The organism is Pseudomonas sp. FP597 (assembly GCF_030687435.1).
Lineage (GTDB): Bacteria > Pseudomonadota > Gammaproteobacteria > Pseudomonadales > Pseudomonadaceae > Aquipseudomonas > Aquipseudomonas lactucae.
The window spans coordinates 5869339-5889984 of the sequence record NZ_CP117432.1 but is presented as its reverse complement, the minus strand read 5'-3'; the positions used below and the strand labels follow the sequence as shown (position 1 = coordinate 5889984).

Below are 20646 nucleotides of genomic sequence, written 5' to 3'. Positions count from 1 at the left end.
GGCTTGCTCCCGATAACGGTGTTCCAGTGACAGATGTGCTGGCTGAACCACCGCTATCGGGAGCAAGCCCCCTCCCACATTGGGCTTTGTGTTTATTCAGCAAGGTGGGTGTTCGATGATCCAGCCAGTGTCGATGACGGTCGAAGTCGGACTTTCTGCCGAGCAAGCCTTGCTCGCTGCCGTCTGTGCAGGCGAACAGGAATACGGCCTGCTGTTCTGGCAACCCAGCGATCAAGCCTTGGTGATGCCAAGGCGTTTAAGTCGGCTGCCGGCATTCGAAACGGCCAGCCAAGTCTCGGCCGAGGCCGGCTGGCCGGTGTTGCTAAGGGAGACCGGTGGGGAGCCGGTGCCGCAGTCGAGTGCCACGGTCAATATCGCACTGGTCTATGCGCCACCGCGCAGCGAAGGCGACCAGGGCCGCATCGAAACCGGTTACCAGCGGTTGTGCCAGCCGATCTGCGACGTGCTGATCGAATTGGGTGGCGATGCTTCTGTGGGTGAAATCGACGGCGCATTTTGCGACGGTCGCTACAACGTCAATCTCAATGGCCGCAAAATGGTCGGCACGGCCCAGCGCTGGCGGCAAAGCGGTGGCCGTCCAGTGGGGTTGGTGCATGGCGCCTTGTTGCTGGATAACGATCGCGAAGAGCTGATTGCTGCGGTCAATCGCTTCAATGAGGCTTGTGGTCTGGAGCAACGGGTTCGTGCCGACCGCCATATCGCCCTGCACGAAGCTTTCCCCGCGCCGGATGCGATCAGCCGGCTGGATACGTTGTACCGTCAGATGCTGGCCAGCTTCCTGCCGGGTTAACGGGTACCGAACACCACCATTGTCTTGCCTTTGACATGTACCAGGTTGCGTTCTTCCAGGTCCTTGAGCACGCGGCCGACCATTTCCCGTGAACAGCCGACAATACGTCCGATTTCCTGGCGCGTAACCTTGATCTGCATGCCATCGGGGTGGGTCATGGCGTCGGGTTGCTTGCACAGTTCCAGCAGGCAGCGGGCCACGCGACCGGTGACGTCGAAGAATGCCAGGTCGCCTACCTTGCGCGTGGTGTCTCGCAGGCGTTGGGCGATCTGGCCGCTGAGGGCGTAGAGGATGTCAGGGTCTTGTTGGGCCAGTTCGCGGAATTTGGTGTAGCTGATCTCGGCCACTTCGCACTCGACTTTGGCCCGCACCCAGGCGCTGCGTTCCTGCTCTTTGCCCGCTTGTTCAAACAGCCCCAGCTCGCCGAAGAAATCCCCGGTGTTCAGGTAGGCGATGATCATCTCGCGGCCGTCTTCGTCCTCGATCAGGATGGTGACCGAGCCTTTGATAATGAAGAACAACGTTTCGGAGCGCTCGCCGGCGCAGATGATGTTGTGCTTGGCCGGATGGCGCCGACGCTGGCAGTGGGTTAACAGCTTGTCGAGATTTTTGATTTTGGGTATGGGAGTAAGAGCAACCATGGTTGTATCCCGAAAAGGCAGCGCGAAGTGGTTTGAGTTGTTGGATTCAGCGGTATCGGCATTGATACACGCTGTATAAAAGGGTGGCAATACGCCATCGATTTGGCGCCAGCTTAACAGACACATTCTGTCTCGATTAGCCAATTTTCCAGGGAAGTCCTGCTATTGATCACTTTTGTGGGAAACGCTGACGCGGGCAGGCCCTGTGCTAAGCTGGCGACCCTTTTTTAGCAGTGGAGTCTGGGCGATGAAGGCACGCATCCAATGGGCGGGCGAAGCCATGTTCCTCGGTGAATCGGGCAGCGGCCATGTAGTGGTCATGGATGGCCCGCCGGAAGCCGGTGGCCGTAACCTGGGCGTACGTCCGATGGAAATGCTCCTGCTTGGCGTAGGCGGTTGCAGCAATTTCGACGTGGTCAGCATCCTGAAGAAATCCCGTCAGGCCGTAGAAAGTTGCGAAGCGTTTCTGGAGGCCGAGCGCGCCACGGAGGATCCCAAGGTGTTCACCAAGATCCACATGCATTTCGTGGTGAAGGGCCGGGGGCTGAAAGAAGCGCAGGTCAAGCGTGCTATTGAACTGTCGGCCGAGAAGTACTGCTCCGCATCGATCATGCTTGGTGCGGCGGGTGTGGCCATCACCCATGATTACGAGATTATCGAGTTGGGCTGATGACTCATCGGCAAAGAGAAGGGCGCTTTGATAGCGCCCTTTTTTTCATCAGGTTGGGTCAGATGCGGTAGGTGCTTTTGGTCATGACCTTGGCCAGCAGGCTCATGCCAAACCTCACTGGCGCCGGGAAGCGGAAACCGCCGGCATCCAGGGCGCTTTCGGCGTGATGTTCTTCATCGATGCGCATCTGCTCAAGAATCGCCCGGGACTTTTCGTCTTCGGCCGGCAATTGTTCCAGGTGTTCATCCAGGTGTTTGCATACCTGATGTTCGGTTGCGGCGACAAAACCGAGGCTGACCTTGTCGCTGATCAAGCCTGCAACCGCGCCGATGCCGAACGACATTCCGTAAAACAGCGGGTTGAGTACGCTGGGATGGCTGCCCAGTTGGCGGATGCGTTGTTCGCACCACGCCAGGTGATCGATTTCTTCCTCGGCTGCGTGTTCCATGGCCACGCGCACTTGTGGCAGCTTGGCGGTCAGGGCCTGGCCCTGGTACAGCGCCTGGGCGCAGACTTCACCGGTATGGTTGATGCGCATCAGGCCGGCGACATGACGGGTCTCTGTCTCGCTCATCTGCGCGTCTGGCTGCACGATGGCGGGCGACGGACGGTAAGGTTGGCCGCTGAAAGGCAGCAATGTGCGCATGGCCGTGTCGGCTTGCAGCAACAGACGGTCAATTGGCGAGTAGTGACGTTGAGTAGTCATGCTGACCTCCGGAAAGAATCTCGGCGGCCAGTTTACCGCAAGAGAGGGTGAAGCGTTTGCGCTGAGTCAAGGGCACGGAGTCGCAGCACAGTGCTGCGATCCGTTTCAGAGGCCTGTCAGCCCGGCGGCCAGTTCATCTGGCGCTGACCCAGCACATGCATATGGATGTGATAGACGGTCTGGCCGCCCTTTTCATTGCAGTTCATGACGACGCGGAAACCTTCCTCGCAGCCAAGTTCAAGGGCCAGGCGCTGGGCGGTGAACAGGATGTGCCCGGCCAGTGCCTTGTCGTCTTGCGTGAGGTCATTGAGCGTACGGATCGGCTTCTTTGGGATCACCAGAAAATGCACTGGCGCCTGAGGGGCAATATCGTGGAAGGCCAGGACTTGGTCATCCTCATAGATAATCTTCGCAGGTATTTCTCTGTTGATGATCTTTGTGAACAGAGTATCCACAGCTGTTTCTCCATTATGAATGTGCTGGGTGAGTGTACTCAGGCAATCAACGTGGGCAATAGGCCTTGTTGATCGCACCGGCGATCTTGCGGGTCAGCCAGCGTGGGCTCAAGCGCGGGCTGAAGGCCAGCCAGCGGTTGCGTCGTCCGGGAATAATGATGGCTTTGTTCTTTTCCAGCGCCCGCACGGTGTACAGCGCGACTTCTTCCGGGCTCATCAGCTGCTCGCTGCGGTCGAGTTTGGCGGTGTCCATGTGCGCGGTGCCGAAGAACGCGGTGCGCGTAGGGCCAGGGCAAAGCACCGAGACCTTGATGCCACAGGTCCTCAGTTCTTCGCGCAGGCCTTCGGAGAAGTGCAGCACATAGGCCTTGCTGGCGTAGTAGCTGCTCATCCATGGGCCGGGTTGGAAGGCGGCCACCGAGGCGACATTGAGGATTTGCCCGCCGCCATGCAACGCCATGGCATTGCCCAGGGCGTGACACATGCGGGTCAGGGCGAGGATGTTGACTTCGATCAGGTCCTGTTCGGTCATCCAGTCCTGGGCCAGGAAGGGGCCGCTGGTGCCGATACCGGCGCAGTTCACCAGCAGGTCGATCTGCCGTTCGCCTTCTTCAAGCTCCAGCAGGAACCCGGACAAGCGCAGCGGCTCGCCCAGGTCGCAGGCGCGAAACAGCACCTCGACGCCAAATCGTTGAGTCAGTTCGAGTGCAATGCTTTCCAACTGATCACGCTGGCGGGCCACCAGAATCAAGCTGCGGCCGCGACGGGCAAGGGCTTCGGCCAAGGCCAGGCCGATGCCGCTGGAAGCACCGGTGATCAGAGCGTAACGGGTCATGCCTTTCTCCATCGCAACGCCCCCATCAATGATGAAGGCATCACGGATGGGGGCGTTTCTTTACTGTTCTTCCGGGGAGTCTACAGGTTCGGCCGCTTCGTCAGCACTTTGCGCGTCTTCTTGCTCGACGATCACGCTGGTGTCGGCGTCTTCATCGGAGGTGATGGAGCTGCTTTCGTAGCTGCTGTCCATGTTGGCTTCGAGTTGGTCGAAGTAGCCGTTCATGCCCAGCGACACTGCGATGATGAGTATTACCGGAATGAACGCCAGCCACAGGGTGGCCAATACCTTTACCGAAGTGGAGTTGCGCGGTGGCGGCGCGCCGTACTGGTTGGCGCCCGTGTTACCCGGCATCACCAGCAGCAGCAGTGGGAAAATGCTGTTCACCAGCGGCACCAGGTTCAACAGGTACAGCCAGCCGGACCACCCGAGGTCATGCAGGCGTTGTACGCCGATTTGCACGCTCACGACGACTGCCGCGACGAACAACGCGAGACCCAGCAGCACGCCGAGAATGGTGCCTGCCGTCGGCGAAGCGGTGGCCACGGCAAAGCCAACGGTGCTGATGATGCCAGCCGCTACCAGCAGCGCAACGGTCAGTACCAGCGTCCATGCCAGGTACCGCAGGCGACCGATACGCCCGTTGATGGTGAAGACCTTGAGTTCGGCGTACTCCGGCAGGTTCTCACCCACCGCGGCACGCGGCGGTGCGTAGGGTGAGGCGGCCGGGCGTGAGAAATCCGCGGCGCCGGAATCGGTCTCGTGGGTTTCGGCCAGGCTGAATGCCACGGGTTGTTCGGCTTCGATACGCGCATCGACACCGGCGTTTCTCAACGCGGCGAGGTAGGTTTCGGCATCGGGACGGGGCAGGTCGCGTTTCAATGCAACCGGGCGGCCGGTGAAGAGTTTCTCGATTTCTTCAACGGTGCTCTTGAACAGTTCGGCCAGGTTCATCTTGGCCGTGGTGCTCTCGACACCCGGGAGCAAGGCTCCATCAAACACTATCTTGAAACGGTTGTCGCTCATGCGGGCATCCTTGTCATCTAATCAGTGGGGGAGTGCAGGCCCGCTCAATCGGCAGGTCATGCGGTGGGTTCAGCGTGGCCAACGCAACTGTGCCGCTTGCTCGCGCGCCTTGCGGTATTCGGCGTCCAGGCGGGCAACAAGTTCATCGACGCTGGGCAAATCGTTTATCTCACCGACGCCCTGGCCGGCGGACCAAACGGTCTTCCAGGCCTTGGCTTCGTCATTCAACGGCTTGAGCTTGGCGCCGAAATTGACTTCGCCTTTGCCTTGCAGGGCGGCGAGATCGAAACCGGCGTTTTCCAGGCTCTGGCGCATAAAGCTTGCAGGCACGCCGGAGACAGCAGGAGTGTGCACGATGTCTGCGGCACGCGATGTGAGCAGCATCTCTTTATACGCATCTGGGGCGTGGCTTTGCGTCGTGCCGATAAAGCGCGTGCCGAAATAGGCCAGGTCCGCTCCCAGCAGTTGGGCGGCGAGTATCTCATGACCGTGGTTCAAGCAGCCGGCCAGCAGCAGGGTTTTATCGAAAAATTGGCGAATCTCCGCGACCAGCGCAAATGGGCTCCAAGTGCCGGCATGGCCACCGGCGCCCGCCGCCACGGCGATCAGACCGTCCACACCGGCTTGCGCGGCTTTTTCGGCATGCCGCCGCGTGGTGACGTCATGGAACACCAGGCCACCATAGCTGTGTACGGCGTCCACCAACTCCTTCACTGCGCCCAGGCTGGTGATGACGATGGGGACCTTGTGCTCGACGCAGATCGCCAGGTCTGCTTCCAGGCGTGGGTTGCTGTTGTGCACGATGAGGTTGACGGCGTAGGGCGCGGGGTTGTCCAACTGCGCCAGGCCCGCTTCGATTTCCTCCAGCCAGGCCTTGAAACCACTGCTTTCGCGCTGGTTAAGGGCCGGGAAGCTCCCAACCACCCCATTACGACAACAGGCAAGTACCAGTTGCGGGTTGGAAATCAGGAACATCGGCGCTGCTACCACGGGCAGGCGCAGACGTTGTTCAAGCAGAGCGGGCAGCGTCATTGGAAGTCCCCCGGATAATTGAAATTAGAACGGTTTGACCACGACCAAAATTACGATAGCCAGCAATATCAGAACCGGCACTTCATTGAACCAGCGATAAAAGACATGGCTGCGGGTGTTTTCGCCACGGGCAAAACGTTTTACCTGGGCGCCGCACATGTGGTGATAACCGATCAGCAGCACCACCAGTGTCAGCTTGGCGTGAATCCAGCCGCCCGTGCTGAAGACGCCTGGGTTAAGCGCGATCAACCAGATGCCAAACACCAGGCTGGCAAGCATCGCCGGGCCCATGATGCCGCGGTACAACTTGCGCTCCATGACGCTGAAGCGTTCCTTGCTGACGGTGTCTTCGCTTTGGGCGTGGTAGACAAACAGGCGTGGCAGGTAGAACAGCCCGGCAAACCAGCAGACGATGCTGACGATATGGAAGGCTTTGACCCATAGATAGAGCATGTTTAGTTATTCCCAGGTTCACGGTAACTGAAGATAGTAGTGGCTCATGCGTCCGTACGTCACGTTGGCGGTTGTCGCAGAACGATGCGGCCCCTATTATCGACGGCTTTCCAGTGGTTCGTTGAGGGCAGGTTTATGGTCAAGGTCGGTATCGTCGGCGGCACGGGTTACACCGGTGTCGAATTGCTGCGTCTGTTGGCTCAGCATCCGCAAGCTGAGGTGGTGGTCATCACTTCTCGATCCGAGGCCGGCCTGGCCGTGGCCGATATGTACCCGAACCTGCGAGGCCATTACGACGGCCTGGCGTTCAGCGTGCCGGACATCAAGACCCTTGGCGCCTGCGACGTAGTGTTCTTTGCCACGCCCCACGGTGTTGCCCATGCACTGGCCGGTGAGCTGCTGGCAGCCGGCACCAAGGTAATCGACCTGTCGGCGGACTTCCGTCTGCAGGACGCCGATGAATGGGCCAAATGGTACAACCAGCCTCACGGTGCGCCGCAGCTGTTGGAAGAAGCCGTGTATGGCCTGCCGGAGGTCAATCGTGAGCAAATCAAGCAGGCGCGTCTGATCGCTGTGCCGGGTTGCTATCCGACCGCAACCCAGCTGGGTTTCCTGCCGCTGCTCGAAGCGGGCCTGGCCGATACTTCGCGCTTGATCGCAGACTGCAAGTCGGGTGTCAGCGGCGCCGGCCGTGGTGCCGCGGTAGGTTCGCTGTACTCCGAAACGTCGGAAAGCATGAAAGCCTATGCGGTAAAGGGGCATCGCCATCTGCCGGAAATTCGTCAGGGCCTGCGCCGTGCTGCCGGAAAGGACGTTGGGCTGACCTTCGTACCGCACCTGACGCCAATGATTCGCGGTATTCACTCCACGCTCTACGCGACGGTGGTTGATCGCTCGGTTGATCTGCAGGCGTTGTTTGAGAAGCGCTATGCCAATGAACCGTTCGTCGACGTAATGCCGGCCGGCAGCCACCCGGAAACCCGCAGCGTGCGTGGTGCCAACGTCTGCCGGATCGCGGTACATCGTCCGCAGGACGGTGACCTGGTGGTGGTGTTGTCGGTGATCGATAACTTGGTCAAGGGCGCGTCTGGCCAGGCGGTACAGAACATGAACATTCTGTTTGGCCTGGATGAAAAGTTGGGCCTGTCCCACGCGGGCATGCTGCCTTAACGGCGGCCGCACGCCGCAAGTTGGCAATGGCAGGCTTGAAGCTTATGGCTTTAAGCTTGCCGCTGCTCCCTTAATAGTTGACCGCTTTTCTAGGAGAAGCGGATAATACCGGCCATTACGCATATGGCGGCGCTACGCCGGGAGATTATCAGCATGAGCGTTGAATCCTTCACCCCCACGGCTTTGCAATTCACCCACGGTGCTGCGCACAAGGTGAAGAGCCTGGTCGATGAAGAGGGTAATGATCGCTTGAAGCTGCGCGTATTCGTTACGGGCGGCGGTTGTTCAGGGTTTCAGTACGGTTTTACCTTCGATGAAGACGTGGCTGACGATGACACCATCGTTGAACGCGAGGGCGTCAGCCTGGTTGTGGACCCGATGAGCTTCCAATACCTGGCCGGTGCAGAGGTGGATTATCAGGAAGGTCTGGAGGGTTCGCGTTTCGTGATCAAGAACCCTAACGCCACTACCACTTGTGGTTGCGGGTCTTCGTTCTCGATCTGATCGATGGTCTGGTCCATAACCGATAGAAACGCCGCTTGGCTTTGAACAGCCAAGCGGCGTTTTGCTGTCTGGCGCTCAGGCGGGGTAGATCGCGCCCAAGATTCGCAAGCCACGTGCGCCAGTGACGCTGGGACGGTTGGCGGCGATGCCTTCCAGGCAGCAATGGGCCAGCCAGGCGAAGGCCATGGCTTCGACCCAATCCGGGTCTACGCCATACTTGGTGGTGCTGCTGACCTGGGTTGAAGGTAGCAGGGCCGCCAGGCGGTTCATCAAGGTCGTGTTATGGGCGCCGCCGCCACACACCAACAGGGTTTCGGTATGAGGCTGCGCCATTTGCAGGGACTCGACGATGGTCCGTGCGGTGAGTTCGAGCAGCGTCGCCTGAATGTCTTGAGGCTGAAAGGCTGGCAATTGGCCGAGGTGCTGTTGCAGCCATTGCAGGTTGAACACCTCTCGACCGGTGCTTTTGGGGCCTTTGGTCAAGAAAAACGGATCGCCGAGCAATGTATTGAGCAGTTGGGGCTCGACCTTGCCACTGCCTGCCCATTGACCGTCACGGTCGAAGTTCTCTCCACGCTGCAGATGAATCCAGGCGTCCAGCAGGACATTGCCTGGCCCACAGTCGAAACCGGCTACGGGCTTGCCGGTTTCGATCAGGCTGAGGTTGCTGAAACCGCCTACATTCAATACCGCGCGGTTCCCTGTGCGTTCGCCAAACAGTGCTTCATGAAACGCGGGTACCAGCGGCGCGCCTTGGCCGCCGGCGGCCACATCGCGGCTGCGGAAATCGCTGACCACGGTGATACCTGTCAGCTCGGTGAGCAGCGCCGGGTTACCGATCTGTACGGTAAACCCTAGAGAAGGCTCGTGGCGGATGGTCTGCCCATGGCTGCCGATTGCGCGAATGGCCTGGGGGTTGAGGTTTTGCTGGGCGAGCAGGGTGTGAATGCCTTGGGCCGCGAGGCGGACCCAGTGCTGCTGGGCAATTGCTGAGCGGGCTATCTCATCCGGGCCGCTGGCGCACAAGCTCAGCAGCTCGGCGCGCAGAGTATCCGGCATTGGCGTGTAGTGAGTGGCGATCAGGTTGATCGCCGAATCCTGTTCGATCAGGGCGATATCCAGGCCATCGAGGCTGGTTCCGGACATCACGCCTATATAGAGCGGCATGGCTTAACGCTTCGCCGAGGCCAGCAGGGTGGAGCGCTCCTGGTCCATGCGCGCCATCAGTGGTTGGCTTTGCTGCATGAAGCGCGCGCGTTCGGCCTTGGCGATCGGGTCGGCCATCGGCAGTTTTTGGCCCAAAGGGTCGACGTGTACGCCATTGACCTGGAATTCATAGTGCAAGTGTGGACCGGTGGACAGGCCCGTTGTGCCGATATAACCGATCACCTGCCCCTGCTTGACGTTACCGCCGGTCTTCACGCCTTTGGCGAAGCCTTGCATATGGCCGTACAACGTACGATAGGTATTGCCGTGCTGGATGATGACGGTGTTGCCGTAACCGCCGCGACGCCCGGCCAGCAGAACCTTGCCATCTCCGGCTGCCTTGATCGGCGTGCCGCGCGGGGCGGCATAGTCGACGCCTTTGTGCGCGCGGATTTTGTTCAGAATTGGATGCTTGCGACCCATGGAGAAACGCGAGCTAATACGAGCGAAGTCCACTGGCGTGCGGATGAACGCTTTGCGCATGCTATTGCCGTCGGCGGTGTAGTAGCTGCTGTTGCCTTGTTTGTTGGTGTAACGCACAGCGGTATAGGTCTTGCCGCGGTTGGTGAAGCGTGCGGAAAGAATGTTGCCGGTGCCGACCACTTTGCCGTTGGCGACTTTCTGCTCGTAGATCACATCGAATTCATCACCCTGGCGGATGTCCTGGGCGAAGTCGATGTCGTAGCCAAACACACTGGCCATGTCCATGGTCATGTTGTGGGACAAACCGGCGCGGGCGGCCGATTGTGACAGCGAGCTATTGATCACGCCGTGGACGTAGGCAGAGCGCATGACGGGTTTAGTGGTGATGCGGTTGAAGGCAAAGCCTTTGGCGCCCCTGGTCAGGGAGATGCTTTCGAGGTCATTGATGTTGCTGTGCAGGGTATTCAGCTGGCCGTCCGGCGTCAGCTCGAACTCAAGTTTCTGGCCGTGTTTAAGCTGGGTGAATTGCTTGGCTTGCTTGTCGCTGGTCAGCACTTCGTTGACGGTTGCAGCGGGGAGGCCGACCTTCTCGAACAAGGTCGAAAGTGTATCGCCTTTTGCCACGATCACTTCGCGGTGTTGGGCATTCTTGGCGGTGTCTGCTGCGGGTTTCGGTTGGTCCTGCACGGCTTGCTGCGTGTCTTCGGGCGTACTTTCTATCTGCGCGAACGGCGATTCAGCTGGCGCATTTGTGGCTTGTTGAGCGTCGGAAGCGTCTTGATCTTGTGTCAGTTGTTCAACCGGACTTTCCAAGTCAAGGCTGAGGGATGTTCGTTTGGCTTCTACGTCACTGGAAGGGAATACCAGGAGTGCCAGGCTGAGAAGGGCGGCGATACCACTTGCGGCGAGCAGGTGGGTCTTCGGGTAAAGCGGCGGCGCTTTAGACGGTTCGGTGGTCATAGGTAATTTGACTTTGAAGATGAAATGGAAAAGATGAATGACATGATGAAGATGAAATAACTGTATAAAATATAACCAAATCATCTGTGGCGCAAGCTCGCGAACGCTGGGCTTGCTGAACGGTGTCCGTGCGCAGGGCAAAACTTGTAATTAGTCCCTGATCTTGTATGGTTGGTTCCCTTTTGAATCTGAGCCTTGCGGGTCTGTTATGAAGTCGGTTGAAGAGCAGCTAGCGCTGATAAAACGTGGTGCGGAAGAACTGTTGGTCGAGGCCGAGCTGATCGAAAAGCTCAAGCGTGGTCAGCCCCTGCGTATCAAGGCTGGCTTTGATCCGACGGCGCCGGATCTGCACCTGGGTCATACCGTGCTTATTAATAAGCTGCGCCAATTTCAGGAGCTGGGGCATCAGGTCATCTTCCTTATAGGTGATTTCACCGGGATGATCGGTGATCCGAGTGGCAAGAGTGCCACGCGTCCGCCGCTGACCCGTGAGCAGGTGCTCGATAACGCCGAGACCTACAAGACTCAGGTGTTCAAGATTCTTGATCCGGCCAAGACCGAGGTGGCGTTCAACTCTACCTGGATGGATCAGATGGGTCCGGCGGACTTCATTCGCCTGACTTCCCAGTACACCGTTGCGCGCATGCTTGAGCGTGATGACTTCGACAAGCGCTATTCGACCAATCAGCCGATCGCCATTCATGAGTTTTTGTACCCGCTGGTTCAAGGGTATGACTCGGTGGCGTTGCGTGCCGACGTGGAGTTGGGCGGTACCGATCAGAAATTCAACCTGCTGATGGGGCGAGAGCTGCAGCGTGCGTATGGCCAGGAGGCTCAGTGCATTCTGACCATGCCGTTGCTGGAAGGGTTGGATGGCGTCAAGAAGATGTCCAAGTCCCTGGGTAACTATGTGGGGATCCAGGAGGCGCCGGGTGTGATGTACGGCAAATTGGTTTCCATTCCTGATGCGCTGATGTGGCGTTACTTCGAGCTGCTGAGTTTCCGTTCGATGGATGAGATCAATGCGCTGCGTGCTGATGTTGAAGCAGGCGCCAATCCGCGTGATGTGAAAATCAAGCTGGCCGAAGAGATTGTTGCGCGCTTCCATGGTGAAGAAGCGGCGGCGAGCGCACATCGTGCAGCGGGCAATCGCATGAAGGATGGCGAGCTGCCGGATGACCTGCCGGAAATTGAGTTGGCGGCTGCCGAGGCGATGCCTATCGCTGCTGTCCTTAATAAGGCGGGCTTGGTGAAGAACTCGGCAGTGGCGCGTGATCTGCTGGGTTCCGGCGGCGTGCGTATAGATGGTGAGGTGGTGGATCGCACCTTTATATATGAGCTGGGGGCGACCCATGTTTGTCAGGCGGGGAAGAAGGCATTTGCGCGTATTACGCTCAAATCCGAATAAGTCCTGAATTAGGTGTTGACGGCGAATTATATCTGTCTATAATTCGCCCCACTTCCGGCGCAGTCGAAACGGAAAACTCCTTGGTAAACAATGAGTTAAGTAGTTTTCGACAGCAAGTCGCTTCAGTTCATCGAAGTCAAAAGGAAGTTGAAAAAGAGGTGTTGACAGCAGCGTGTAACGCTGTAGAATTCGCCTCCCGCTGACGAGAGATCGGAAGCGCAAGTGGTTGAAGTTGTTGAAGAAATCTTCGAAAGCTTCTGAAAATAACCGCTTGACAGCAAATGAGGCTGCTGTAGAATGCGCGCCTCGGTTGAGACGAAACATCTTAACCAACCGCTCTTTAACAACTGAATCAAGCAATTCGTGTGGGTGCTTGTGGAGTCAGACTGATAGTCAACAAGATTATCAGCATCACAAGTTACTCCGCGAGAAATCAAAGATGTAACCAACGATTGCTGAGCCAAGTTTAGGGTTTCTTAAAAACCCAAAGATGTTTGAACTGAAGAGTTTGATCATGGCTCAGATTGAACGCTGGCGGCAGGCCTAACACATGCAAGTCGAGCGGTAGAGAGAAGCTTGCTTCTCTTGAGAGCGGCGGACGGGTGAGTAAAGCCTAGGAATCTGCCTGGTAGTGGGGGATAACGTTCGGAAACGGACGCTAATACCGCATACGTCCTACGGGAGAAAGCAGGGGACCTTCGGGCCTTGCGCTATCAGATGAGCCTAGGTCGGATTAGCTAGTTGGTGAGGTAATGGCTCACCAAGGCGACGATCCGTAACTGGTCTGAGAGGATGATCAGTCACACTGGAACTGAGACACGGTCCAGACTCCTACGGGAGGCAGCAGTGGGGAATATTGGACAATGGGCGAAAGCCTGATCCAGCCATGCCGCGTGTGTGAAGAAGGTCTTCGGATTGTAAAGCACTTTAAGTTGGGAGGAAGGGTTGTAGATTAATACTCTGCAATTTTGACGTTACCGACAGAATAAGCACCGGCTAACTCTGTGCCAGCAGCCGCGGTAATACAGAGGGTGCAAGCGTTAATCGGAATTACTGGGCGTAAAGCGCGCGTAGGTGGTTTGTTAAGTTGGATGTGAAATCCCCGGGCTCAACCTGGGAACTGCATTCAAAACTGACTGACTAGAGTGTGGTAGAGGGTGGTGGAATTTCCTGTGTAGCGGTGAAATGCGTAGATATAGGAAGGAACACCAGTGGCGAAGGCGACCACCTGGACCAACACTGACACTGAGGTGCGAAAGCGTGGGGAGCAAACAGGATTAGATACCCTGGTAGTCCACGCCGTAAACGATGTCAACTAGCCGTTGGGAGCCTTGAGCTCTTAGTGGCGCAGCTAACGCATTAAGTTGACCGCCTGGGGAGTACGGCCGCAAGGTTAAAACTCAAATGAATTGACGGGGGCCCGCACAAGCGGTGGAGCATGTGGTTTAATTCGAAGCAACGCGAAGAACCTTACCAGGCCTTGACATCCAATGAACTTTCTAGAGATAGATTGGTGCCTTCGGGAACATTGAGACAGGTGCTGCATGGCTGTCGTCAGCTCGTGTCGTGAGATGTTGGGTTAAGTCCCGTAACGAGCGCAACCCTTGTCCTTAGTTACCAGCACGTTATGGTGGGCACTCTAAGGAGACTGCCGGTGACAAACCGGAGGAAGGTGGGGATGACGTCAAGTCATCATGGCCCTTACGGCCTGGGCTACACACGTGCTACAATGGTCGGTACAGAGGGTTGCCAAGCCGCGAGGTGGAGCTAATCCCACAAAACCGATCGTAGTCCGGATCGCAGTCTGCAACTCGACTGCGTGAAGTCGGAATCGCTAGTAATCGCGAATCAGAATGTCGCGGTGAATACGTTCCCGGGCCTTGTACACACCGCCCGTCACACCATGGGAGTGGGTTGCACCAGAAGTAGCTAGTCTAACCTTCGGGAGGACGGTTACCACGGTGTGATTCATGACTGGGGTGAAGTCGTAACAAGGTAGCCGTAGGGGAACCTGCGGCTGGATCACCTCCTTAATCGACGACATCAGCTGCTCCATAAGTTCCCACACGAATTGCTTGATTCATTGAAGAAGACGATAGAACAGCTTTAAGCTCCAAGCTGATAGCTCTTAGCTAATCAGTTGCGCTCGAAATTGGGTCTGTAGCTCAGTTGGTTAGAGCGCACCCCTGATAAGGGTGAGGTCGGCAGTTCGAATCTGCCCAGACCCACCAATTTTGTTATGGGGCCATAGCTCAGCTGGGAGAGCGCCTGCCTTGCACGCAGGAGGTCAACGGTTCGATCCCGTTTGGCTCCACCATTAACTGTTTCTGCTGTTAGAGTTTAGAAATGAATATTCGTTGATGAATATTGATTTCTAGTCTTTGATTAGATCGTTCTTTAAAAATTTGGGTATGTGATAGAAAGATAGACTGACCGTTACTTTCACTGGTAATGGATCAGGCTAAGGTAAAATTTGTGAGTTCTCTTAACGAGAAATTCGAATTTTCGGCGAATGTTGTCTTCACAGTATAACCAGATTGCTTGGGGTTATATGGTCAAGTGAAGAAGCGCATACGGTGGATGCCTTGGCAGTCAGAGGCGATGAAAGACGTGGTAGCCTGCGAAAAGCTTCGGGGAGTCGGCAAACAGACTTTGATCCGGAGATGTCTGAATGGGGGAACCCAGCCATCATAAGATGGTTATCTTGTACTGAATACATAGGTGCAAGAGGCGAACCAGGGGAACTGAAACATCTAAGTACCCTGAGGAAAAGAAATCAACCGAGATTCCCTTAGTAGTGGCGAGCGAACGGGGACTAGCCCTTAAGTGGCTTTGAGATTAGCGGAACGCTCTGGAAAGTGCGGCCATAGTGGGTGATAGCCCTGTACGCGAAAATCTCTTAGTCATGAAATCGAGTAGGACGGAGCACGAGAAACTTTGTCTGAATATGGGGGGACCATCCTCCAAGGCTAAATACTACTGACTGACCGATAGTGAACTAGTACCGTGAGGGAAAGGCGAAAAGAACCCCGGAGAGGGGAGTGAAATAGATCCTGAAACCGTATGCGTACAAGCAGTGGGAGCCCACTTTGTTGGGTGACTGCGTACCTTTTGTATAATGGGTCAGCGACTTATTTTCAGTGGCGAGCTTAACCGAATAGGGGAGGCGTAGCGAAAGCGAGTCTTAATAGGGCGTCTAGTCGCTGGGAATAGACCCGAAACCGGGCGATCTATCCATGGGCAGGTTGAAGGTTGGGTAACACTAACTGGAGGACCGAACCGACTACCGTTGAAAAGTTAGCGGATGACCTGTGGATCGGAGTGAAAGGCTAATCAAGCTCGGAGATAGCTGGTTCTCCTCGAAAGCTATTTAGGTAGCGCCTCATGTATCACTGTAGGGGGTAGAGCACTGTTTCGGCTAGGGGGTCATCCCGACTTACCAAACCGATGCAAACTCCGAATACCTACAAGTGCCGAGCATGGGAGACACACGGCGGGTGCTAACGTCCGTCGTGAAAAGGGAAACAACCCAGACCGTCAGCTAAGGTCCCAAAGTTATGGTTAAGTGGGAAACGATGTGGGAAGGCTTAGACAGCTAGGAGGTTGGCTTAGAAGCAGCCACCCTTTAAAGAAAGCGTAATAGCTCACTAGTCGAGTCGGCCTGCGCGGAAGATGTAACGGGGCTCAAACCATACACCGAAGCTACGGGTATCACGTAAGTGATGCGGTAGAGGAGCGTTCTGTAAGCCTGTGAAGGTGAGTTGAGAAGCTTGCTGGAGGTATCAGAAGTGCGAATGCTGACATGAGTAACGACAATGGGTGTGAAAAACACCCACGCCGAAAGACCAAGGTTTCCTGCGCAACGTTAATCGACGCAGGGTTAGTCGGTCCCTAAGGCGAGGCTGAAAAGCGTAGTCGATGGAAAACAGGTTAATATTCCTGTACTTCTGGTTATTGCGATGGAGGGACGGAGAAGGCTAGGCCAGCTTGGCGTTGGTTGTCCAAGTTTAAGGTGGTAGGCTGAGATCTTAGGTAAATCCGGGATCTTAAGGCCGAGAGCTGATGACGAGTCGTCTTTTAGACGACGAAGTGGTTGATGCCATGCTTCCAAGAAAAGCTTCTAAGCTTCAGGTAACCAGGAACCGTACCCCAAACCGACACAGGTGGTTGGGTAGAGAATACCAAGGCGCTTGAGAGAACTCGGGTGAAGGAACTAGGCAAAATGGCACCGTAACTTCGGGAGAAGGTGCGCCGGTGAGGGTGAAGGACTTGCTCCGTAAGCCCATGCCGGTCGAAGATACCAGGCCGCTGCGACTGTTTATTAAAAACACAGCACTCTGCAAACACGAAAGTGGACGTATAGGGTGTGACGCCTGCCCGGTGCCGGAAGGTTAATTGATGGGGTTAGCTAACGCGAAGCTCTTGATCGAAGCCCCGGTAAACGGCGGCCGTAACTATAACGGTCCTAAGGTAGCGAAATTCCTTGTCGGGTAAGTTCCGACCTGCACGAATGGCGTAACGATGGCGGCGCTGTCTCCACCCGAGACTCAGTGAAATTGAAATCGCTGTGAAGATGCAGTGTATCCGCGGCTAGACGGAAAGACCCCGTGAACCTTTACTATAGCTTTGCACTGGACTTTGAATTTGCTTGTGTAGGATAGGTGGGAGGCTTTGAAGCGTGGACGCCAGTTCGCGTGGAGCCAACCTTGAAATACCACCCTGGCAACTTTGAGGTTCTAACTCAGGTCCGTTATCCGGATCGAGGACAGTGTATGGTGGGTAGTTTGACTGGGGCGGTCTCCTCCTAAAGAGTAACGGAGGAGTACGAAGGTGCGCTCAGACCGGTCGGAAATCGGTCGTAGAGTATAAAGGCAAAAGCGCGCTTGACTGCGAGACAGACACGTCGAGCAGGTACGAAAGTAGGTCTTAGTGATCCGGTGGTTCTGTATGGAAGGGCCATCGCTCAACGGATAAAAGGTACTCCGGGGATAACAGGCTGATACCGCCCAAGAGTTCATATCGACGGCGGTGTTTGGCACCTCGATGTCGGCTCATCACATCCTGGGGCTGAAGCCGGTCCCAAGGGTATGGCTGTTCGCCATTTAAAGTGGTACGCGAGCTGGGTTTAGAACGTCGTGAGACAGTTCGGTCCCTATCTGCCGTGGACGTTTGAGATTTGAGAGGGGCTGCTCCTAGTACGAGAGGACCGGAGTGGACGAACCTCTGGTGTTCCGGTTGTCACGCCAGTGGCATTGCCGGGTAGCTATGTTCGGAATAGATAACCGCTGAAAGCATCTAAGCGGGAAACTAGCCTCAAGATGAGATCTCACTGGGACCTTGAGTCCCCTGAAGGGCCGTCGAAGACTACGACGTTGATAGGTTGGGTGTGTAAGCGCTGTGAGGCGTTGAGCTAACCAATACTAATTGCCCGTGAGGCTTGACCATATAACACCCAAGCAATTTGCTGACCTGAGAAGGCGCCAGATTGCGGTGTGTGAAGACGAGATGAACCGAAAGTTCGACGCTCACAAAACACCGACAGCTGTCACATACCCAATTTGCTGAAACGAGGCCATCAGGTCACGACTCAGTACCCGAATTTCTTGACGACCATAGAGCATTGGAACCACCTGATCCCATCCCGAACTCAGAAGTGAAACGATGCATCGCCGATGGTAGTGTGGGGTTTCCCCATGTGAGAGTAGGTCATCGTCAAGATTAAATTCCGAAACCCCATTTGCGAAAGCAGGTGGGGTTTTGTTTTGGGCGCTCGGAAAGTGTCGAGAGGCTCATCGTTGCCCGGCGACGTGCGGCCTTTCTATGCAATGCCTCTGCGCATGGCTATCATGCGTGCCTCATTGTGAGGCGATACTTGCATGCTAACGCTGTTAGAGCTTTTGAAAGATGGCCGATTCCATTCCGGGGAGGCGCTAGGTGCTGCGCTGGGTGTTAGCCGCAGTGCTGTATGGAAGCAGCTGCAGCTTCTTGAGGCTGAATTGAATCTACCTATTCATAAGGTGCGTGGTAAGGGATATCAGTTAGCGTCGCCGCTGGTATTTCTGAATGCAGAACAAATTGCGCTAATTGCGCCATCTTTAGCGTGGCCTATTCATATCTACGATTCCATTGACTCCACCAATGCAGAGGCGTTGCGCTTGGTAAATGCCACATGCGCTACGCCGTTTCTGGTGTTGGCCGAGCAACAAGTGGCCGGAAGGGGCAGGCGTGGCCGTAAGTGGATAAGCCCATTCGCCCAGAATATCTATTACAGCCTCGTACTGCGTATTCAGGATGGTCTGCGGCAATTGGAGGGGCTAAGTCTTGTTGTTGGCTTGGCCGTCATTCAAGCGCTGCGAGAGTCGGGTGTGCAGGGAGCAGTCCTGAAATGGCCGAACGATGTATTGGTGGGGCAGAAGAAGATTGCCGGGATATTGCTGGAGTTGGTTGGGGATCCGGCTGACATTTGTCACGTTGTCATCGGAATTGGAATCAACGTGAATATGCAGAGGGCTGATGAGGTTGATCAGCAATGGACTTCAATGCAGCTTGAGACGGGGGTGGCGGTTGATCGTAACACCCTGGTAGCCCTGGTGGGTCTGCAGCTCCAACGCTACCTGGATCGACACAAAGCGTCTGGCTTTGCTGCCCTACAAGAAGAGTGGGAGCAGAATCATGGGTGGCAGGGGCGGTCGGTATCGCTCATCGCAGGTGTAAATCGTGTGGATGGTGTGGTGCTTGGTGTTGATCAGCAAGGTGCGTTGCGTCTGGATGTTGACGGTGTTGAGAAAGCATACAGCGGTGGCGAGTTAAGCCTGAGGTTGCGTGATGATTCTTGAGCTCGACTGTGGGAATAGCTTTATCAAGTGGAGAGTACTGGAGGCGGGTAGGGCAAATGCCTACGCGGAAGGTGTTGTCGGTTCGAATATCGCTTTGATTGAGGGCCTTTCGGCGGTGCCGAATTTGTCGCTGACGCGTTGCCGGCTGGTGAGCGTTCGCGCCCTGGAGGAAACAGACAAGCTGGTCGAGACATTGGTCGAGGCTTTTGGTGTCACTGTTTCCTGTGCGACGTCTGCTGTCGAAATGGCGGGGGTGCGCAATGGTTATGAGGATTTCCAGCGGCTTGGCCTTGACCGGTGGTTGGCGATCCTTGGTGGGTACAAGCTGGCATCAGGCGCTTGTCTGGTGTTGGATTTCGGTACGGCTGCGACTGCCGATTTCGTTGCTGCAGATGGCGAGCATTTGGGGGGATTTATTTGTCCTGGCATGCCTCTTATGCGCAACCAGCTGCGAACGCATACTCATAAGATACGTTACGACGATGCTGCGGCTGAGCGGGCTCTGGAATGCCTTTCGCCTGGGCGCACTACTGCCGAGGCGGTGGAGCGAGGATGTATGCTAATGCTGAGAGGATTCGTGCTGACCCAGATCGAGCTTGCCAGGGCCTATTGGGGAGATGATTTCACTGTGTTTCTGACCGGTGGAGATGCGGACTTGGTCTGCAATGCCGTGCCGCAGGCGCGGGTCGTTCCAGATCTGGTATTTGTTGGTCTGGCAATGGCTTGCCCTTTGTCCTGAGGTGTTTATGCGTTGGTTGTTCTTGCTTCTACTTATCCTCAATGTCTTCTACTACATATGGCATCAGCAAGAGGCGCCACTACGCGCCAAGGATGTGACTCCGCTAAGTCTTTATCGAGGCTCGCAGCAGGATATTCGTCTGCTAAGTGAGTCTTCTGAGGCGATGACGCGAAGGGAACGAGCGAAATCGTCCGATACGTGCTTGTACATTGGTGGGTTCTCCGACCCGCGCCAGGCACAATCCGTCGAGCAACGCCTCACCAGTCTGGATATAAAGGCCAGGCTTCAGTTGTTGAATACGGCTGACGCCACGGGCTACTGGCTTCGAGTAGCCCCTGAAAGCAGGCGCTTGGCCGACGATTTGCCCTTTGAAAACCTTGCTAAGGAATTCAATGAGTTAAAACACAAAATAATGCTGTGCGAAGGCATTGCAACTGTCGAATAGTTTGCATAGAATGGCGCCCGCTTCGCAGTGAAGACCTCTAGGGGGATTTGATGTGAAGCGGCGTCAACGCAGCTAACCTCATAATTTAAATGAGAAAATGCTTGACAGAAGGCCGGCGTGATGTAAAATGCCGGCTCGCTTAGGAGGGGTTCCCGAGCGGCCAAAGGGATCAGACTGTAAATCTGACGTCTACGACTTCGAAGGTTCGAATCCTTCCCCCTCCACCATTTTAGCGTGAGCTGCAAGCTCCGCGGGTATAGTTTAGTGGTAGAACCTCAGCCTTCCAAGCTGATGATGCGGGTTCGATTCCCGCTACCCGCTCCAAG

At 56.1% G+C, this 20646-nt stretch carries 17 protein-coding genes, 4 tRNA genes and 3 rRNA genes; 15 read left to right on the top strand and 9 right to left on the bottom strand.

Features of this window, described 5'->3' with window-relative positions; all coding sequences use genetic code 11:
• The first annotated feature begins 115 nt into the window (after positions 1 to 115).
• Positions 116 to 811 carry a lipoate--protein ligase family protein gene (locus tag PSH66_RS27065; protein ID WP_305427975.1) on the top strand — a complete coding sequence of 232 codons (696 nt, stop codon included), beginning with the start codon at positions 116 to 118 and terminating at the stop codon, positions 809 to 811.
• On the opposite strand, the gene crp is transcribed toward PSH66_RS27065, so the two are convergent.
• Positions 808 to 1452, bottom strand: a complete 645-nt coding sequence (crp, locus tag PSH66_RS27060) for a cAMP-activated global transcriptional regulator CRP (RefSeq protein ID WP_042945961.1) — start codon at positions 1450 to 1452, stop codon at positions 808 to 810. The genes PSH66_RS27065 and crp overlap by 4 nt on opposite strands.
• A gap of 247 nt (positions 1453 to 1699) precedes the next feature.
• Here crp and PSH66_RS27055 point away from each other — a divergent pair, with 247 nt between their 5' ends.
• The gene (locus PSH66_RS27055) at positions 1700 to 2122 is read left to right on the top strand and encodes an OsmC family protein (RefSeq protein WP_003176451.1); all 423 of its coding nucleotides are present in this window, start codon (positions 1700 to 1702) and stop codon (positions 2120 to 2122) included.
• Between the two features lie 58 nt (positions 2123 to 2180).
• Here PSH66_RS27055 and coq7 read toward each other — a convergent pair whose 3' ends face one another.
• The 6 genes from coq7 to hemJ form a co-directional block, all read right to left on the bottom strand.
• Positions 2181 to 2828: a 2-polyprenyl-3-methyl-6-methoxy-1,4-benzoquinone monooxygenase gene (coq7, locus tag PSH66_RS27050; protein ID WP_141062971.1), complete on the bottom strand. Its 648-nt coding sequence runs from the start codon at positions 2826 to 2828 to the stop codon at positions 2181 to 2183.
• A 116-nt stretch (positions 2829 to 2944) separates the two neighbouring features.
• Positions 2945 to 3283 (bottom strand): histidine triad nucleotide-binding protein, encoded by a 339-nt coding sequence (locus PSH66_RS27045; protein WP_003176449.1) that lies wholly within the window; start codon positions 3281 to 3283, stop codon positions 2945 to 2947.
• 46 nt (positions 3284 to 3329) lie between these two features.
• On the bottom strand, positions 3330 to 4118 hold the full coding sequence (locus PSH66_RS27040; protein WP_003176448.1) for an SDR family oxidoreductase: 789 nt from the start codon (positions 4116 to 4118) through the stop codon (positions 3330 to 3332).
• Between the two features lie 60 nt (positions 4119 to 4178).
• Complete coding sequence (locus PSH66_RS27035) at positions 4179 to 5144, bottom strand: DUF805 domain-containing protein (protein WP_003176447.1); 966 nt, start codon at positions 5142 to 5144, stop codon at positions 4179 to 4181.
• Positions 5145 to 5213: 69 nt separating this feature from the next.
• Complete coding sequence (locus tag PSH66_RS27030; RefSeq protein WP_003176446.1) at positions 5214 to 6176, bottom strand: nitronate monooxygenase family protein; 963 nt, start codon at positions 6174 to 6176, stop codon at positions 5214 to 5216.
• A 24-nt stretch (positions 6177 to 6200) separates the two neighbouring features.
• Positions 6201 to 6629, bottom strand: coding sequence for a protoporphyrinogen oxidase HemJ (gene hemJ, locus PSH66_RS27025; protein ID WP_003176445.1), 429 nt, complete (start codon positions 6627 to 6629; stop codon positions 6201 to 6203).
• A gap of 135 nt (positions 6630 to 6764) precedes the next feature.
• Here hemJ and argC point away from each other — a divergent pair, with 135 nt between their 5' ends.
• Positions 6765 to 7799, top strand: a complete 1035-nt coding sequence (gene argC / locus PSH66_RS27020; RefSeq protein WP_078826291.1) for an N-acetyl-gamma-glutamyl-phosphate reductase — start codon at positions 6765 to 6767, stop codon at positions 7797 to 7799.
• 153 nt (positions 7800 to 7952) lie between these two features.
• The gene (gene erpA / locus PSH66_RS27015; RefSeq protein WP_003176443.1) at positions 7953 to 8303 is read left to right on the top strand and encodes an iron-sulfur cluster insertion protein ErpA; all 351 of its coding nucleotides are present in this window, start codon (positions 7953 to 7955) and stop codon (positions 8301 to 8303) included.
• Positions 8304 to 8378: 75 nt separating this feature from the next.
• On the opposite strand, the gene PSH66_RS27010 is transcribed toward erpA, so the two are convergent.
• Together PSH66_RS27010 and PSH66_RS27005 are read right to left on the bottom strand one after the other, a co-directional pair.
• Positions 8379 to 9470 carry an anhydro-N-acetylmuramic acid kinase gene (locus tag PSH66_RS27010; RefSeq protein ID WP_141062972.1) on the bottom strand — a complete coding sequence of 364 codons (1092 nt, stop codon included), beginning with the start codon at positions 9468 to 9470 and terminating at the stop codon, positions 8379 to 8381.
• 3 nt (positions 9471 to 9473) lie between these two features.
• A complete protein-coding gene (locus tag PSH66_RS27005) occupies positions 9474 to 10892 on the bottom strand; it encodes a peptidoglycan DD-metalloendopeptidase family protein (RefSeq protein ID WP_305427974.1) in 1419 nt (472 codons plus the stop codon).
• Positions 10893 to 11100: 208 nt separating this feature from the next.
• On the opposite strand from PSH66_RS27005, the gene tyrS reads away from it, so the two are divergent.
• The 11 genes from tyrS to PSH66_RS26950 all read left to right on the top strand — a co-directional run bounded on the left by tyrS (position 11101) and on the right by PSH66_RS26950 (position 20644).
• Positions 11101 to 12300, top strand: coding sequence for a tyrosine--tRNA ligase (gene tyrS, locus PSH66_RS27000; RefSeq protein WP_003176440.1), 1200 nt, complete (start codon positions 11101 to 11103; stop codon positions 12298 to 12300).
• Between the two features lie 496 nt (positions 12301 to 12796).
• A 16S ribosomal RNA gene (locus PSH66_RS26995) occupies positions 12797 to 14333 on the top strand.
• A gap of 121 nt (positions 14334 to 14454) precedes the next feature.
• A tRNA-Ile gene (locus PSH66_RS26990) sits at positions 14455 to 14531 on the top strand.
• A 10-nt stretch (positions 14532 to 14541) separates the two neighbouring features.
• Positions 14542 to 14617, top strand: a tRNA-Ala gene (locus tag PSH66_RS26985).
• Positions 14618 to 14853: 236 nt separating this feature from the next.
• A 23S ribosomal RNA gene (locus PSH66_RS26980) occupies positions 14854 to 17745 on the top strand.
• Positions 17746 to 17902: 157 nt separating this feature from the next.
• A 5S ribosomal RNA gene (gene rrf, locus PSH66_RS26975) occupies positions 17903 to 18018 on the top strand.
• Together the 16S, 23S and 5S rRNA genes with 2 tRNA genes alongside form the textbook arrangement of a ribosomal RNA operon.
• Before the next feature lie 158 nt (positions 18019 to 18176).
• Positions 18177 to 19136, top strand: a complete 960-nt coding sequence (birA, locus tag PSH66_RS26970) for a bifunctional biotin--[acetyl-CoA-carboxylase] ligase/biotin operon repressor BirA (protein ID WP_003176439.1) — start codon at positions 18177 to 18179, stop codon at positions 19134 to 19136.
• A complete protein-coding gene (locus PSH66_RS26965) occupies positions 19126 to 19875 on the top strand; it encodes a pantothenate kinase (protein WP_141063390.1) in 750 nt (249 codons plus the stop codon). Before birA ends, PSH66_RS26965 begins: the two co-directional genes overlap by 11 nt.
• Before the next feature lie 7 nt (positions 19876 to 19882).
• Positions 19883 to 20320: a hypothetical protein gene (locus PSH66_RS26960; protein ID WP_305427973.1), complete on the top strand. Its 438-nt coding sequence runs from the start codon at positions 19883 to 19885 to the stop codon at positions 20318 to 20320.
• A gap of 142 nt (positions 20321 to 20462) precedes the next feature.
• Positions 20463 to 20547, top strand: a tRNA-Tyr gene (locus PSH66_RS26955).
• A gap of 23 nt (positions 20548 to 20570) precedes the next feature.
• Positions 20571 to 20644, top strand: a tRNA-Gly gene (locus tag PSH66_RS26950).
• Positions 20645 to 20646 lie beyond the last annotated feature (2 nt).